The sequence below is a fragment of the Paenibacillus sp. BC26 genome, assembly GCF_900116125.1.
In the GTDB taxonomy this organism is placed as follows: Bacteria; Bacillota; Bacilli; order Paenibacillales; family Paenibacillaceae; genus Paenibacillus_Z; species Paenibacillus_Z lignilyticus.
This window is the reverse complement of sequence record NZ_FPAD01000004.1, coordinates 507756-522365: the sequence shown is the minus strand read 5'-3', so window position 1 is coordinate 522365 and position 14610 is coordinate 507756. Positions and strand designations below refer to the sequence as shown.

General features: G+C 51.5%; 13 protein-coding genes. 9 read left to right on the top strand and 4 right to left on the bottom strand.

All coding sequences use genetic code 11. From position 1 onward, the window contains the following. Positions 1-13: 13 nt before the first annotated feature. Positions 14-1663 carry a thiamine pyrophosphate-binding protein gene (locus BM412_RS25805; protein WP_091224567.1) on the top strand — a complete coding sequence of 550 codons (1650 nt, stop codon included), beginning with the start codon at positions 14-16 and terminating at the stop codon, positions 1661-1663. 11 nt (positions 1664-1674) lie between these two features. Here BM412_RS25805 and BM412_RS25800 read toward each other — a convergent pair whose 3' ends face one another. After that, entirely contained in the window at positions 1675-2238 is a 564-nt protein-coding gene (locus BM412_RS25800) for a hypothetical protein (protein WP_091224566.1), read from the bottom strand. 224 nt (positions 2239-2462) lie between these two features. Between BM412_RS25800 and BM412_RS25795 the strand changes: the two genes are divergently transcribed. Further along, positions 2463-2894, top strand: coding sequence for an organic hydroperoxide resistance protein (locus BM412_RS25795; RefSeq protein ID WP_091224565.1), 432 nt, complete (start codon positions 2463-2465; stop codon positions 2892-2894). Between the two features lie 119 nt (positions 2895-3013). Next, entirely contained in the window at positions 3014-4906 is a 1893-nt protein-coding gene (htpG, locus tag BM412_RS25790) for a molecular chaperone HtpG (RefSeq protein ID WP_091224564.1), read from the top strand. 45 nt (positions 4907-4951) lie between these two features. On the opposite strand, the gene BM412_RS25785 is transcribed toward htpG, so the two are convergent. The 3 genes from BM412_RS25785 to BM412_RS25775 form a co-directional block, all read right to left on the bottom strand. Then, positions 4952-6343 (bottom strand): RCC1 domain-containing protein, encoded by a 1392-nt coding sequence (locus tag BM412_RS25785; RefSeq protein ID WP_177246093.1) that lies wholly within the window; start codon positions 6341-6343, stop codon positions 4952-4954. 239 nt (positions 6344-6582) lie between these two features. Continuing rightward, a complete protein-coding gene (locus tag BM412_RS25780; RefSeq protein WP_091224562.1) occupies positions 6583-6942 on the bottom strand; it encodes a spore coat protein in 360 nt (119 codons plus the stop codon). A gap of 15 nt (positions 6943-6957) precedes the next feature. Continuing rightward, positions 6958-7194 carry a hypothetical protein gene (locus BM412_RS25775; protein ID WP_091224649.1) on the bottom strand — a complete coding sequence of 79 codons (237 nt, stop codon included), beginning with the start codon at positions 7192-7194 and terminating at the stop codon, positions 6958-6960. A gap of 284 nt (positions 7195-7478) precedes the next feature. Here BM412_RS25775 and BM412_RS25770 point away from each other — a divergent pair, with 284 nt between their 5' ends. The 6 genes from BM412_RS25770 to BM412_RS25745 all read left to right on the top strand — a co-directional run bounded on the left by BM412_RS25770 (position 7479) and on the right by BM412_RS25745 (position 14530). Then, on the top strand, positions 7479-8597 hold the full coding sequence (locus BM412_RS25770) for a phosphodiester glycosidase family protein (protein ID WP_091224561.1): 1119 nt from the start codon (positions 7479-7481) through the stop codon (positions 8595-8597). A gap of 144 nt (positions 8598-8741) precedes the next feature. Then, positions 8742-9470 (top strand): polysaccharide deacetylase family protein, encoded by a 729-nt coding sequence (locus BM412_RS25765; protein WP_256256596.1) that lies wholly within the window; start codon positions 8742-8744, stop codon positions 9468-9470. A 179-nt stretch (positions 9471-9649) separates the two neighbouring features. Further along, positions 9650-10162, top strand: a complete 513-nt coding sequence (locus tag BM412_RS25760; RefSeq protein ID WP_091224560.1) for an acyl-CoA thioesterase — start codon at positions 9650-9652, stop codon at positions 10160-10162. A 921-nt stretch (positions 10163-11083) separates the two neighbouring features. After that, positions 11084-12421: a DUF455 family protein gene (locus BM412_RS25755; protein WP_091224559.1), complete on the top strand. Its 1338-nt coding sequence runs from the start codon at positions 11084-11086 to the stop codon at positions 12419-12421. After that, positions 12384-12677 carry a 2Fe-2S iron-sulfur cluster-binding protein gene (locus tag BM412_RS25750; RefSeq protein WP_091224558.1) on the top strand — a complete coding sequence of 98 codons (294 nt, stop codon included), beginning with the start codon at positions 12384-12386 and terminating at the stop codon, positions 12675-12677. The genes BM412_RS25755 and BM412_RS25750 overlap by 38 nt, the downstream gene beginning before the upstream one ends. 110 nt (positions 12678-12787) lie before the next feature. Further along, entirely contained in the window at positions 12788-14530 is a 1743-nt protein-coding gene (locus BM412_RS25745) for a type 2 periplasmic-binding domain-containing protein (protein WP_091224557.1), read from the top strand. Positions 14531-14610 lie beyond the last annotated feature (80 nt).

The window sequence follows — 14610 nt, the reverse complement described above, 5'->3', positions numbered from 1 at the left end:
GGGGGCTGGAAGCATGAGAGCAGCAGGGGCGGTACTGGCATTTTTAAAGGAAAATGGGGTAAAACATCTATTCGGGATTCCGGCAGGCTCCGTTAACGCGTTCTTCGATGAGTTATATGACATGCCGGAAATCGAACCCATCGTGACAAAGCATGAAGGGGCAGCCTCGTATATGGCCGCGGCCTATGCCAAATACACCGGTCAGTTGAGCGTAGCCATCGGCTGCAGCGGACCGGGCGCAACGAATTTGGTGACGGGCGCGGCTAACGCGATGCGCGAGCATCTGCCCGTTCTGTTTATAACCGGGGCTGTACCCGTCAACACGATGGGGCTGAATGCTTCGCAGGAGCTCGATGTCGCTCCGGTATTTCGTCCCGTGACCAAGTATAGCGTCTTGGTCACGGAAGCGAAGGATCTGCTTCGCGAAGTCGCCAGAGCCTGCCAAATCGCCATCTCCGGCGTGCCTGGCCCTGTTCATATTGCGATTCCAATAGACGTTCAACACGCGGATATCGGCAACCCCATCCTTCCGCCCCTGCTCCCGCGCAAACCGATGATTCCGCTGCTTACTACGATAGAGAGGGCGGCAAAAGCCCTCTGGAAGAGGCAGAAAGGCTGCATCTTTGTCGGACAAGGCGTACGGGGCTCGGTAGACTCCTTGATTGAGCTGGCGGAGCTGCTGGCATGGCCGATCGTTACAACTCCGCAGGCCAAAGGCTATATTCCGGAAAACCACCCTTTGTATGTCGGGGTGTTTGGATTCGCAGGTCATGAAGCGGCATCGGCCTTAATTGCCGAGGATGACGGCGGAGCGTTGTTAATCGTGGGCTCCAGCTTAGGCGAGACCGCTACGAACAACTATAATGCCAATCTGACTAAAGGCCGCTACACGGTACAGTTGGATTTTGACGAGACTGTTTTCAATCGAAAATACAGTATTGATCTGCCGGTTCTTGGCGACATCCATTTGAGTTTGCTGATGTTGATCGAAGAGCTTAGAGCGCTTGGGGCTTCGAGCCAGAGGGGGAAAGTTGACGTAGCAAGCATGCGGCATCGGCCGCTGCAAGATGCAGCCGAAGACTTTAACACCCGTAATGTGCTGCTGAACATTCAAGAATGCCTCCCATCGGATATGCGCTACACGGTGGATATCGGGGAGTTCATGTCCTATGTCATTCATTACATGAAGGTGCTGGATTGGGATTCGTACAATATCAATGTCCATTTTGGGGCAATGGGAACGGGGATAGCATCGGCGATCGGCTCCAAATTGGCGGAACCGGATCGTCCGGTGGCATGCATTACGGGAGACGGCTGTTTCTTCATGCACGGCATGGAAATTCTGACAGCCAAAGAACTGGGCTTGCCGATCTTGTTTATCGTGATTAACAATGCCCGGCTGGGTATGGTGTATCACGGACATTCGCTGCAATTTAAGCGGACCCACCCTTCCTTCGAGCAAGAAGCCGTCAGTATCGCGGGAATGGCTGCCGCGATGGGGATACCGAGCTACCGCATTAACGGGATGGATGATATCCGTTCTGAGCTTATTGAGCCGTTAACGTCATTAAAGGGGCCGGCGATTCTGGAGGTGGCCCTGAAGGACAACAGCACTCCCCCGATGGGGGATCGCGTTAAGTTTCTCTCGTCCTTCGGCAAATAGCCGGGCTGTCGTTAGAGGCGAGCGGAGACGGTTCGGATGGCTGACATCACCGCCTTCATCGTTTGACCTTTAAAGGCATCCGGAACAGGTTCGCCGCGGGGACTTGTGTACGAGCATATTCCGGATTCCGCATCGCAAGTGAAACCCTGGTCGGTCAAGGCTTCCAGCAGCTCCTGCGGCAGTTGAGCGGTGCCGGTATGCTCCGCGTAATAGGTGGTGGGATAGATGCTCACGCCTACGTCATCGGTTCCGGTGTGGACGACGAACAAGTCCCATTCATGCCGGAGCATCCATTGCCCTTTGGAATAGAGGGAGATTCGAGCCTGCTCCAGTGCAGATAAGGCATCCAGATTAATCGCAAAATTTTCATTGATCACTCTGCGTACTTCCGGGCCTGTCACAGAACCGGCGGCCTGCTGAAGAAAAGCATCCAGGACTTCTCGCGGCAAAGGCGATACCTGCAGGGTTTCGAGATCGAAGTTGAATATGCCCTGGATGATTGCGATGAGTTCAGAGCTGCTGATTCCCTCCTTGCAAGCGTCAAGAAGCTTGTCCATTTGTGCGGTTTTGGTCATCTGATTGCCGAACCTCCGTTACCGTTGGAATAGTTCTTTCTAACTATGTATTCGGCAATTCAAGGGTAGAAATAAAGGCCGCCTCGAACGCGACCAATGATAAGTAAAGCTAAGCCGATAATTCGGCTTAGCTTTTTTTGTTGTTGACGGCTGAAATGAAAGATGTTAAATTTATTTTACACAATTAAATTGCATACAATTAAACGGCGAGGGAGAGAATAAACATGGAAACATTATATACGGCAATCGCAACAGTAGAGGGTGGACGCAATGGCAGAATCACATCATCCGACGGTGTGCTTAATCTGGATCTGCGCATGCCCAAGTCACTTGGCGGCAACGGTGAAGAAGGTACCAATCCGGAGCAGCTGTTCGCAGCGGGCTACTCGGCATGCTTTGACAGTGCATTGAACTTGGTGGCGCGTTCGCAGAAGGTGCAGCATGCCGGCACAGACGTCACTGCTCACGTCGGCATCGGCAAAGATGCGGAAGGCGGATTCGAGCTGGCTGTTCAGCTTCACGTCAACATCGACGGCGTAGATCAGCACACGGCGGAAGAGCTGGTCAAAGCGGCCAAAGGCGTATGTCCGTACTCCAAAGCAACGCGCGGAAATATCGAAACGAAGCTTGTTGTAAATGGACAGCATGTAGGCTGACGCTTCGATTGTACTTGTGCCATTCCCAAAAAAATGCTATAAAAAAGAGAGTGTTTAGCACTCCGAAAGCTAGAGTGCTAATGACATGACTGCGACATTTTTTGGGAGGGTATCGACTAATGATCAAGCAAGAGTTTAAGGCAGAGTCCAAGCGACTGCTCGAAATGATGATTAATTCCATCTACACGCAGCGAGAAATCTTCTTGCGGGAGCTGATCTCGAATGCGAGTGATGCCATCGATAAGATTTATTACAAGGCACTAACGGATGATAACCTGGTATTTAATCAGGCTGATTATTACGTGAAAGTGACTGCCGATAAAGAAGCGCGTACATTGACGATCACCGATACCGGCATCGGGATGACGCAAGAAGAGCTGGAGAACAATCTTGGCGTTATCGCGAAGAGCGGCTCGCTCGCATTCAAGAAAGACAATGAAAGCAAGGACGGCCACAACATTATCGGCCAATTCGGCGTTGGCTTCTATGCGGCGTTCATGGTTGCGGACCGTGTGACGGTAACAAGCCGGGCACTCGGCAGCGACGATGCGTTCAAGTGGGAATCCGAAGGCGCGGACGGCTACACGATCGTGCCAAGCGAGAAGGCGACTGTCGGCACAGAAATCGTGTTGCACATCAAGCCGAACACAGAAGACGACAATTACGATGAGTTCCTTGAGGAATACCGTCTCCGCTCCGTCATCAAGAAGTACTCGGACTTCATTCGTTATCCGATTAAGATGGATGTGAAGGGTCAGCGTCCGAAAGCGGGCAGCGAAGGCGAAGAAGAGGCTGAGCTGGAATCGTATGTGGAAGAGCAAACCGTGAACAGCATGGTGCCGATCTGGCGCAAGAACAAGAGCGAACTCACTGCAGCGGATTACGAGCAGTTCTACAATGAGAAGCGTTACGGCTTCGATAAGCCGCTGAAGCATCTCCATATTAGCGCGGACGGCGCGGTCGTGTACCAAGCGATTCTGTACATTCCGGAGAGCACGCCATTCGATTATTACACGAAGGAATACGAGAAAGGGCTTGAGCTCTATTCCAACGGCGTTCTGATCATGAACAAATGCGCGGATTTGCTTCCGGACTACTTCAGCTTCGTCAAAGGGATGGTCGATTCCGAGGATCTGTCGTTGAACATTTCCCGCGAGATGCTGCAGCATGACCGTCAGCTGACGCTGATCGCGAAGAACATCAAGAACAAGATCAAGAGCCAGCTGCAAAGCCTGCAGAAGGACGAGCGCGACAAATACGAAACGTTCTACAAAGCATTCGGACGCCAGCTGAAATTCGGCGTTTACAGCGACTACGGCATGAACAAGGACACGCTGCAGGATCTGCTGCTGTTCTACTCCTCCAAGGAGAAGAAGCTGGTTTCGCTGGATGAATACGTATCGAGAATGCCTGAAGACCAGAAGTTCATCTATTACGCGGCAGGTGATTCCATCGAGCGTATCGAGAAGCTTCCGGCGATCGAGCTTGTTTCGGACAAAGGCTATGAAATTCTCTACTTCACCGACGATATCGATGAGTTCGCGATCAAGACGATCATGAGCTACAAAGAAAATCAGTTCAAGTCCGTCTCGAGCGGCGATCTAGGTATCGAGTCGGATGCAGATAAGGATGGGCAGGATGCGGAAGAGAGCGGCAGCAAAGAGCTGTTCGAGCAAATGCAAACGATCCTTAGCGGCAAAGTAATCAAGGTTAAAGCGTCGAAGCGCTTGAAGAGCCATCCGGTGTGCCTCTCCAGCGAAGGCGAAGTCTCCATTGAGATGGAGAAAATCTTGAAGGCGATGCCGAACAACCAAGACGTGCAAGCGGAGAAGGTGCTTGAGATCAACGTCAATCATCCGGTATTCCAATCGCTGAAGGAAGCGGCTGACAAGGATGCGGAGAAGCTGAACCTGTATACGCAGCTGCTTTACAACCAAGCGCTGCTGATTGAAGGTTTGCCGATCCAAGATCCGGTTGCTTTTACAAACGCGATTTGCAAAGTCATGGTATAGAAAATGAAGAGAGACCTCATTGCGAGGTCTCTTTTTTCATGTTAGTTAGTTCGCAGCAGCTTGTTCGATTCTCACCGCGTTGGCGGGTGCATCCCATGTGACATGGGCGCCAAGCGTCTCCGATAGGAGACGAAGCGGGACGAACACGCTGTCGTTTACGAAGACCGGTTTCTCGGACGCAGGCACGATGCTGCCGTTAAGCGTTGTTTTCCCGGTGACGGAATTCAGCACAATCGTAGACGTGGCATTCTTCGCAATGACGGATCGAGTCGGAATATCCCAACGAACCTCCACCCCCATTTGCTGAAAAACACCTCGAATCGGCACATAGGCTGAGTTATGAAGCAGCAGGGGCGGCATGGTCAACTCGGTTTCGTTGTCGTTGAGGTAGACGGCAATCGGCTTTCGCACGGATTGAGGCGTCGTGATCTCCGTATCCAATACGCCAAGCCCGGTCTGCCCATATTGGTTAGCTCCCCACGACATGACATGGCCATCTTGCAAGCGCACGAGATGATTGCGACCGGAAGAGGCAATCGATACGGCGTCCTTGATGCCTGGCACTTGAACGGCATGAGGAATGCCGTGGTGATCCACTGTCCAAGTCCACACGGTTCCGTCTGATTTAACGGCAGCGTCCATACTGATGGATACGATATCGGTCAGCCCCGGTACTTGGAAGGGCGTCAACATCGGTCGTTCCGGCTGATACCAGGCTTGATTGGTCCACATCCATACCGTACCGTCAGCGCGCAGCGCGGTTCCATAGAATTGATCAATATCGATGGCTTTATATTCGCCGCTCCCCTTGACCAAGGAAGGCTTGCGAAGGACATCCGATTTTCCCCCGCCGCCGTAAGCTTCCAGTCCCCATACCCAAATTTCGCCACCGTTACCCAGCGCTGCGGACGTGTACATTCCGGCCGCGATCGAGACGATGGATGGCAGATTTTCGATCTTTACGGGCTTTAAGGCATTTTGACGGGAATCGTTGCCGAGTTGTCCCTTCTCATTCCCGCCGAAGCCCCACACGGTTCCGTCGTTACGCAGCGCAAGACTGTGGTTGTCGCCTGCAGAAACCATGATTATATCGGACAACCCGTTCACTGCGATGGGTGATGTGGTAATTGCGGTCGTTTGTTTGCCATTTCCGAGCTGCCCGTGTTCATTGCCCCCGACCGACCAGACAGAGCCGTCATCCTTCAGAAACAGCGCATGCCGATAGCCGCCGGAAACCTTGTTCACATGGTCCAAATGTAATTGCATAGGCGTATAAGCGGGGGTAGTAGCCCCATTACCGATCGAAGCGGTGCCGCCTCCCCATGCCCAGACGCTGCCGTCTGTCCGAACCGCATAGGAACTATGCTCGCCCGAGTCCATTTGCGTGATAGCCGTGAGAAGCTTGTCTTCCGCGTTTCCCTCAGCAGCTGCTGCCATAGTAGGGATTGATAGTGATATACCAAGCAATGCCCCTATGATTGCTCGTCTGGGCGATCGCCGGTTGCTCTTCATTGTCATTGAAGCACACTCCTCCTGAAATTCGTTAACCCTTTGACGCAGCTAACGGACCGGAAGTTTCAGGCGGCTTGCCTATAAGCATAAAAAAGCGATCTTCCCCCGGGTCATTTAACCGAGAAAAGATCGCTGTTATTCTTGCGCCGACCAGCTGGCCTTAGCTATTGAAGCGTATTTGTGGTACCGTATGGGAACTGACTTGAGTAGCCGTTGAATTGTTGATAGGCTTCGTCGAGCTTCGTCTGCTCTTCGGCTTCCAGCTTGTAATGGCCCTTGCGGAACATCAGCTCGAAGATCTCATGCTGGCACTGATGCGTCTCCGTCAGCACCGTCATGATATCTTGATGGAGCGCGACATGACTGGCTTCATTGGCTGCGATGCTGAAGCTGTCGCCTAAATATTTCTCCGTCGCCAAGATGTCGTTGATGCGGTCGCGGTCGGTTAATTCCGGGCCTTTGACCTGCGGTTCGTAGGGCGGTTTCGGATTTTGGATCGTATTTTGATTATTCGGGCTCACGATCGGAATGCCTCCTTTCTAATGTTGGGGAACGTTCTTCATTCCCTCTGTATTGTTGTTCTGCAGGTGCTTGAGCAGCAGGTTATAGTGGCGTTCGTGCATCTTGCCCGCTTTATCAATCGCTTGGCCGATTTCGGGATCCGAACATTCTCGGGCAAAATGACTGCATTTCTTCATGGCCAGTAGTAGCCAGGACAATTGGTCTTTCAAATAAGACGCATCTTTGGTCGTAATGACTTTGGGCGGCGCCGGCATGATACCGGGCTGCTGCTGGGTGGATTCCGTTTGCTGCACGTGAAATGACCTCCTTTACGTATTCCCGTTTAGCTTGCGCAATTCCGTCAAAATAACTCCGAATCGCAGCGATTCACTTTTATTGCCATGGTAACATGTAACGATTTTAAGCTTCTCTTAAGATTCGGCTTCTATAGTGTTGGGATGTGATGCGAAACGTGGAGCTGCGGCGCGGAAGCCGTGACTTAACATACAGAAGCCGTGACTTAACATACAGAACATACAACAAAAGGGGTGCAGTACAAATGGATAACAACTTAGAAACGAATACGCCGAAGAGACAAACATCCTATCGAGTGAACCGAACTAAGAAACGTTGGCAGAGGACGGTTAAACAGCTGTCTGTCTTGCTCCTAGTGGCCGTGTTAGGCGGCAGCGGTTGGTTCTACCTGACGCCTTCGGGCTCGGACGTGCGCTATATGCTGGCGGATACGCTCATTACGAGCCAGCATCGTTATTTGGCGAAATATTTGATCGGACAAGCTGAGCTCGATAACCGTGTTGCGGCTTATAACGAGCAGTTTGATGCGATGGCGCAGGTCAAAGACAATCACAATGTCAATTTGGCCTCACATCCTGAGGGGACCGTGAAGATTGAGCCGATTTCGCGCAAAGGCTTCAAAGGGTATTTGATGTATGTGCATGATCCGAAAATGATCCGTGTCGTCACGACCAGCATTGTCGGTTCAGGTGAGCGCGTGGAGAGCATGGTGAAGCGGACAGGTGCGATTGCCGGCGTGAACGGCGGTGCGTTTGATGATCCGAACTGGAACGGGAATGGGTTTAAGCCGGCCGGTATCGTCATGTCCGGAGGAAAAGTACTGTATAAAGGCAACGGCATGAACGCGAAAGTAAATGTCGTCGGTATCGACCGCAACGGTCTCATGGTGGCGGGCCGTTATTCGCCTAAGCAGCTTTTGTCCATGGGCGTATCGGATGCGGTTACGTTCCAGCCGAAATTTATCGTGAACGGCAAAGGCCTCATTAAGAGCGAGGCAGACGGTTGGGGAATCGCCCCGCGTACTTGTATGGCACAGTTGAAGGATGGCACGATCGTATTCGTCGTGATCGACGGCCGTCAGCCGGGCTATTCGGTCGGCGCAACGTTGTATGATGTGCAGAAAATTTTGCTTGAGAAGGGTGCCGTAACGGCAGCGAATTTGGATGGCGGTTCATCCACGGTTATGGTGAAGGATGACGAGGTTGTCAATAAACCTTCAAGTAAATATGGCGCGCGTTATTTGCCAACGGCTTTTCTTGTGTTTGATCATCCTGAGGATGTAAAGGTGCCGAATATTTGGGCGGGCATCGATATGAATAACTTCGACTCTTCGAAGAAACGTACGCAGCAGCAGGTCTCATAAGTAACTTTCCGTAGAAGCCTCTTGTCCACTTTGGTGTGGACATGGAGGCTTTTTCTTATGGGGAGGAGGCGCTGTTTGGAGGATAAATCCCAGTTTGCGCGCACATAGTATAAGGTGTTGAATGGATGAACAGGAGGAACGAATGTGGTTGTAGTATGGCGCTGCTGGGCGGTTCTGCTGTGCATTTGCATGTTATGCGGGTTTCAGCTGCCGAAGAAAGACCGTTACTTTTATGAAAGCCGGGGGGACATTATATGGGAGGTGCCGCTCAATGAGAAGAAGATTGCGCTGACCTTCGATGATGGTCCTTATCCGGAAATGACGAATGACATTCTGGATCTGCTCAAGCTGTACAATGCCAAAGCGACTTTCTTCGTACTGGGTTACCGTGTCAAACAATTTCCGGAGCTGATTAAGCGGGAAATCGCGGAAGGGCATGAAGTTGCCAATCATACATATAGCCATGCTTTTCTGACGAAGGGTACCGCGCTCGCGACGATTCAGAACGAGATTAAGCAAACCGAGGATTCGCTGATCGAGCTAACCGGGAAGAAGCCGCATTTGTTCCGTCCGCCAGGCGGCTTCTATAGTGATCAGACCATCCAAGTCGCACGCAAGCTCGGCTACACGACAGTGCTCTGGTCCTGGCACCAGGATACCGCCGATTGGCGCAGTCCGGGCGTGAATTATATTGTGCGCAAGGTGCTGAAGAATGCACGGAACGGCGACATTGTTCTGCTCCATGACTATATCCCGGGCTCCATCCACACGGTGAAGGCGCTGCGTATTATTCTGCCTGAGCTTGCGCGGCGAGGGTTCACGTTTGTCACGGTATCGGAGCTGATTGAAGAGAAAACAAATGCGTATCCGTGACATGTAGGTGGACGGTCGGCGTGGTCATCACACAACGCATGTTAGCCGTAGCGGTAAACGGATGAGTGCACAAAACATAAACGTAAACTCATGCGGCCTACTGCCGCATATCATCGTAACAGCAATTCAAACGCATGAGCGGCCTAAGACAAACGTACCTTTGAGGTGGGTGAGCGGTTTTGGAAACCAAGACGGTAAGGGAAACGCGATGCTTCAAAGTATCGCGGGTGTTCCCGACGGATGTAAACAATCACGACACGTTGTTTGGCGGGAAGCTGATGTCATATATTGACGACATCGCTTCGATCTCCGTCTCGAAACTGTGCCGAGCTGCGGCGGTGACAGCCTCGACGGATTCCGTCGATTTCTTGCAGCCGATTCGCCCGACGGACTCGGTATCGCTGGAATCGTTTATCACGTGGACGGGAACGAGCTCGATGGAGGTCTTCGTGAAAGTCATCCGCGAAGACCTTCGCAGCGGCGATCGCAAAATCGCAGCGACCGCTTTCCTCACCTTCGTAGCGCTCGACGAAAACAACCGTCCAACAGGCGTTCCGCAGATCGTGCCGGAGACGGAAGAGGAGAAGAAGCTGCACGAAACCGCCGAGCGCCGCGCCGAAATGCGCAAACACCGCAGAGAAGAAAGCAAGAAGTTTGCAGATTACTTGCTGACAAAATATCCGTGGGAGTAGCGCATGAGGAGGACACTTCGGATGGTGTGACACATCGCTGAAGGGTCGCTCCCACAGCCACACTTCGGCAAAACGCGGCGAAGTGATACAAAAGAGTAGCTCTGAGAGCCACACATCCGCCGAAACGCGGCGTAGTGTCACCAAGAGTAGCTCCCAGAGCCACACATCCACCGGAATGCGGCGAAGTATCACCAAGAGTAGCTCTCAGGGCAACACATTCGCCGAAACGCGGCGAAGTGTCACGAAGAGTAGCCCCGAGGGCAACACATTCGCCGAAACGCGGCGAAGTGTCACGAAGAGTAGCCCCGAGAGCAACACATTCGCCGAAACGCGGCGAAGTGTCACGAAGAGTAGCCCCTAGAGCAACATCTGCCGAAACCAGGCGGGCATGGTGGTGGACTTTAAACTAATGAAGCTCTCTGAGGGATCTACATATTTGATAATAGCTGAAATTCCGCGAATGTAGCTCTCTGGGTGATCTACATTCGCGGATATTGCCGGTTTTCAACTAATGTAGATCCCTGGGTACCCTTCATGCGCGCATATCGCTCAATTCCGACGCAAGTAGATCCCTAGTTACCGTTCTTTCGCTTCTTTCGCACTAACCGCGTAACTCCCACGAAAGTGGCCCTCTAGCTCCCCTTCATTCACTCTTCTTACTCGACATACGTTGGAAGGCTGCTGCTTCGAGCAAGCAACAGCGTGCGAATTACCGCCTAATACCTCAAACTCATTGCGGAAATGAGTGAAACGTTTCGCAATTCCGCCTCATTATTCCATTTTTAATGCCGATTTTCCTTGCGAAATCAGCCCGCGAACAAGCAATCTTAATTTTGGTCACTATCATATAAGAAATGATCCGTATAATTTGTGAAAGCGCTTCATGTATAGTGGGGATATAGAAATGAAGGAGGCAGACGGATGACGGAGACACACGCGATCTTCGCAGGAAAGCTCGTTCATAAGCGAAGCGTTGAAGAAGCTTCCGGTCTTTTGAAACGTTTCTACTTAGTGGAGAAACAAGTGATGCGAACACTGGGCGGCGCACTGATCAAAGTGGCCAACTGGGAGTTAAATAAAGATTTACCTTATCATTTCTGGCAGGATTCGCTGCGTGCGGACGCACTGCGTACCCGCATTATGGAGCTCCGTTACCCGCGCAGGGACGTGGAAGCGAACCATGATCCGAAGCTCGTCCAATTCCTGTCGATGCTCATCCGCGCTCAAGATGATGCGGAGCTGCTCGCCGGCATCTACGATGTGGTGAAGCAGGAGCTGATGGAGCAGTACCGGCTCTACGTGGAGCAGGCCGATCCTGTCAACGATGCGCCGACGCTGGAGTTTATGGCACGCTTTCCCGAGCAGATTCAGCAGCAGCTCGATTACGTGCATGACGTAAGAGATAACATCATGCCGCAAAGTGACGCATCGGAATGGCGGAATGTGATTCGTTCTTATCTGACAGGAATCGGTGGCATTGTTGGAAACGCTGTCACGCCGGAACAGGAAGCGGCGGCAGCCGAAGCCGAGCAGTGGATCCTCCGCGAAAGAGCGGAATACGTCATGCCGCGCAAGGCAGCACGGGATCCGCGCTTTATTCCGGCACCAAGCTCGGTACCGCCTAAGAGCGCGGAATCGCCGATTGAAATTCAAGTGCTGACGGCGATCTACCACATCACGGAGATCTGGGCAGCGGAAGCGCCGGGCTTGGCGATCTGGAAGTGGGATGACATGCCGTGGGAGTTCTACCTTGACCTTGCTCGCTGGGCATACGATGAGACAAGACACGTCAAGATGGGCGAACAGCGACTGAAGGATTGGGGCTTTGAAATCGGCATCGACGTGCCGGTCTACGAAGAAACCTACGCATCGCAAGCACGGAATGGCGGCGATGAGCTTGACCTGATGGCACTGCTGCATCGTTTTGAAATCGACGGTCCGGCCAATCGCGAGAAAGCGAAGCAGCAATTCGAGAGCTTCGGCGATCTCCAAACTTCAACTCATATCGATTACGACTGGGCAGATGAAGCCATTCACCTGAAATACGGTCACAAATGGCTGCTGTACAAATTCGATAACGACTACGAGAAGATGCAGGAAGTGATGGAGGTCACGCTGGCCCGTTACTATCAATACGTGGAGGATGTCCACAAAGTATGGGATTACGAACCGTTCCAATCCCGTATCGCAACGAAAATGATCGAGATCGAGAGGGAGTACAATGAGCAGCAATCGCGTAACCATTCAAGCAACGGGTGAAGCGTTTGAAGTAGGGAATCGAGAATTCATCTTAGATGCTGCGATTCGCCAACAAGCGAAAATCCCTTATTCCTGCCGAAACGGTACATGCCGCACATGCATCAGTACCGTAATCGAAGGGAATGTGCAGCAGCATGATATCGAGGATTGCCTGATCTCGCCAAGCGAGCTTGCCGCGAATCAACGATTGGTTTGTCTGTCTACCGCAACAGGTGAGGTTGTCATCGAACCGCTACGCAAATTGCCTAGGAGGTGAGGGCCGGGTTCGAACGTTCATGAGTCGGAGTTAATCAGCAATTGGCAATAGGGGAGTTTGGAATTAGCGAGTTTGCACCATTACATCAAGCAAACAGGGGGATTTTTAGAATGAAAAAGAACTACTGGGTTAAGCTGGCATCTCTTTCACTGTGTCTTTCGTTATCGCTATCGCTCGCAGCTTGCGGCAACAACAATAATGAAGGTTCGTCAGATTCAAATGAAACCGCTGACATCTCCAAATTGTTAGATCCGAACTCGGAGCCGAAAGATCCGGGCAAATATTCACCGGCTATCGAAGTCACAACGGTTCATACGAACAACGGCATTCTGCAAAACATGCCGAAAGACATTACCATTGAAAACAACATCTACACCAAGACTTGGGAAGAGAAGCTTGGCATCAAGCTGAAATATAACTGGACGTCACCAGGCGAGCAAGCCGAAGAGAAGATGAACCTGATGATCGCAAGCGGCGACTTGCCCGACTTCTTCTACGTAACGCCGTCCCAATTTGAAAAGCTTGCTTCGACAGGCCAATTGGAAGATATCACGAAAGTCGTTCAAGACTATGCTTCCAAATACACGAAACAGTATTTGACGGGCGACTACTTGGGATTGCTTGAAGGCGTAACGAAGAATGGCAAAATCTACGGTTTGCCTAACGGTATGACTTACCATGACCAAGGCAACATGCTTTGGATCCGCGAAGACAACTTGAAGAAAGCCGGTCTTGAAGCGCCTAAGACAGTTGCTGATCTGGACAAAATTCTTGAAGCGTTCAAGAAGAACGACTACGACGGCACAGGCGGCGAGAAATACCCGATTCCGCTGGCAGACGCAAGCATGGATTCCGTTAACTGGGGTATCGGCGGCGCATTCTTCAACATGTTCCATTCGTATCCGGACATTTGGGTGAAGAACAGCAAAGGCGAGCTCGAGCACGGGATGTTCGGTTCGGAAACACGCGAAAATACGCGTGCTGCGCTTCTGAAGCTGCAAGAGTACTACAAGAAAGGCTATATCCACCCAGACTTCGCATCGCTTGACAGCGCGAAATACAATGAGCAAATCGTTAACGCGCAATCGTTCGTCGCTTTCGGCGGACTGTGGGATGCTTGGTGGCCGCTTAACCTGGAACTTGAGAAAAACCCGAATGCGAAATGGGAGCCGGTAGGCATTCCGTCCGTAGACGACAAACCGGGTAAATCTTCGGTTACGGCAGCGACTGTACTTGGTGTCAATGTAGCGAAGAAAGGCGTTAAACACCCTGAGGCGCTTGTAACAATGGCGAACCTGTTCCATGATTTGAACAACAATCCGGAAACGATGCAGTTCGGCAAATACAACACGGATCCAACAACGAATGCAGGTATCTTCCAACTGTACTCGATGCCAATCTACAACCCATCGTTCAACTATCAAGCATTCCTTGACATTAGCGATGCGTTCAAAACAGGCTCGACTGATAAGCTGTCCGAAGCATACAAACTGTTCTATGATCAATCCAAATCGTATGCAGATAAGAATGATGCTGCCGGATTCCCGTCCTACCTGTCCTACACGGATAAAGGCTCCCTGGCTGTCGTAGATCAGTACATCAAGGAAAAAAGATTCGCGATGAACGAGTACACAGCTATGCCGACGCAAGAAATGCTCGATAATGCGCCAATCATCAAAAAAGCATGGGATGTTATGTTCCTGAACGTAGTGAAGGGTGCAGACATCAGCGAGTATGACGAGTTCTTGAAGCAGTACGATTCCATGTATGCTTCCGCTGTAAATCCGGTTGTGAACAAATGGTTTGAAGCGAAGAACAAAGAAAGCGTTCAAGAGTGGTTTGAGAAGAAATAAGGAATTGGAGTAGGCATGCAGAGTTCGGGTGGCAAGTACATCCGACTCTGCATCTATTCTTAGCCTTAAATTTAGTCATC